Origin of the sequence: Candidatus Darwinibacter acetoxidans, assembly GCF_041936445.1 — a bacterium.
Lineage (GTDB): Bacteria > Bacillota > Limnochordia > Darwinibacteriales > Darwinibacteriaceae > DTU010.
In genome coordinates, this window is record NZ_JBHGXH010000242.1 from 1 (window position 1) to 1,615 (window position 1,615).

At 54.4% G+C, this 1,615-nt stretch carries 2 protein-coding genes; one reads left to right on the forward strand and one right to left on the reverse strand.

Going from position 1 to position 1,615, the window contains the following annotated elements:
• On the forward strand, nt 1–681 hold a 681-nt coding region (locus ACE4YL_RS09175), incomplete at its 5' end, for a penicillin acylase family protein (RefSeq protein ID WP_461369561.1).
• A gap of 213 nt (nt 682–894) precedes the next feature.
• Here ACE4YL_RS09175 and ACE4YL_RS09180 read toward each other — a convergent pair.
• Nucleotides 895–1,615 (reverse strand): M28 family metallopeptidase (locus tag ACE4YL_RS09180; protein WP_461369562.1); only part of this gene is annotated, 721 nt, incomplete at its 5' end.

Sequence of the window (1,615 nt, forward strand, 5' to 3'; positions counted from 1 at the left end):
CTGAGCGAGATTGAAGCAAGCGCCCTGGCCGAGCTGGAGCGCTACGGGGAGAATCCCGTTGATGCCGCCGATTCCGCCGGGGCGGCGGTATTCCATACCCTCTATCCTCTTATCGGCAAGGAGATTTTTGGACCGCACGTATCAGAAGAGCTGCTGGACAGTTTCTTCGAATATAACTCTATCCTGGATGTGCTCGACCGGATTCTCATGACCGGGGAGAGCAGCTGGACCGATGATCCCGGCATGGCGGTGCAGCAGGCATTCCGCGAAACGGTAAGCATTTTGCGGAAGAGATTGGGCGGCAAGGTGGAGAAGTGGCAGTGGGGAGATATTCATACCCTGACTTTTAAGCACTACATAGGCGACGATGTAAGCAAAAGCAAATACAACCGCGGCCCCTTTTCCATGGGCGGCAGCTACTCCACCCCGGGGATGATGGGATTTACCCCCCGGCCGGAGCTGCCCTATGAAGTTTACGGAGGCGCTCCCTGGCGCTATGTAATTGACATGTCCGATCATACTGCTTTTGATGTGCTGGCCATCGGCAATTCGGGCCATTTCAGGAGCCCGCACTATGACGACCAACTGGAAATGTGGCTGGGGATGGAATACAAGGAGCGCCTTTTTGACCCGGCGGCAATCAAGTCCCTGCAGCGCAAGCTCGTCCTCCAACCCCGCTGACCCCGCGATTTTTGGTAGTTTTTCCGTTTAGAGTTGTAGGGGCGGCTCACGAGCCGCCCAAGCACGTACCCGAAAACAATACAAACATCATGTTAAGGGGCCGGACATGCCCGGCCCCTACAACTGGAGCGAAATATTAGCAGTAAAACAAACAGCCGCCTTAACATGAGCAATTTTCTGCTTCTATTTCACTGACTCTGATTTCCTGAATATCTATATCTGCAGCCCTTTCTCATCAAAAATCTTTACAGCCTCCAGGACAACCTCGATCGCTTTTGCAATGCACTCCGGAGACAAGTTGTCTTTATGATCAAGCCTGGTGTGATAATATCTGGCCGGGGCGGGGTCCATGGCCGCCAGGGCAGATGCCTTCAGGCCGGCCTGTGAGAATGCCGCGGCATCCGATGAGCCCAGGTAGACGCTGGCGAGCGGCAGCTCCAGGCCGCATTTTTTTCCGGCAAGCTGCAGCAGCGCGGACACCTGGGGATCATTTTTTACCGTGCCGCTCATATCCCGGTTGCAAACACTCATGTGCTCCAGCTCCCCCAAAGTTTCCAGCACTATAAAAATGGTTTCAGCGTCTTTGAGATTCCTGGAATGTTTTTCAGCGTAAGCCTTGGCCCCCCGCAGGCCGGCCTCTTCTGAACCGGTAGAGAGGCAGCAAACTTCGGTGTGCTGGAAGCGGATTCCCTGGTCACTCAGGTATTTCAATACGGCCATGGCGGTGAAAACTCCGCTGAGGTTGTCATTGGCTCCAGGGACCACATTCTTAAAATCGCTGAAAAAGAGCGATGCCAGGTAAAAAGGGATCCCTGCAAGCTGAACAAACCCCAGGACCTGGGCTGCTCCTGCCGGTGCTCCTACTGCTCCCCCTGCAGCGACGACATAGGCATCAATGATGAATTTTAAGAGGGCGCTAATTATAGTCCCGCCA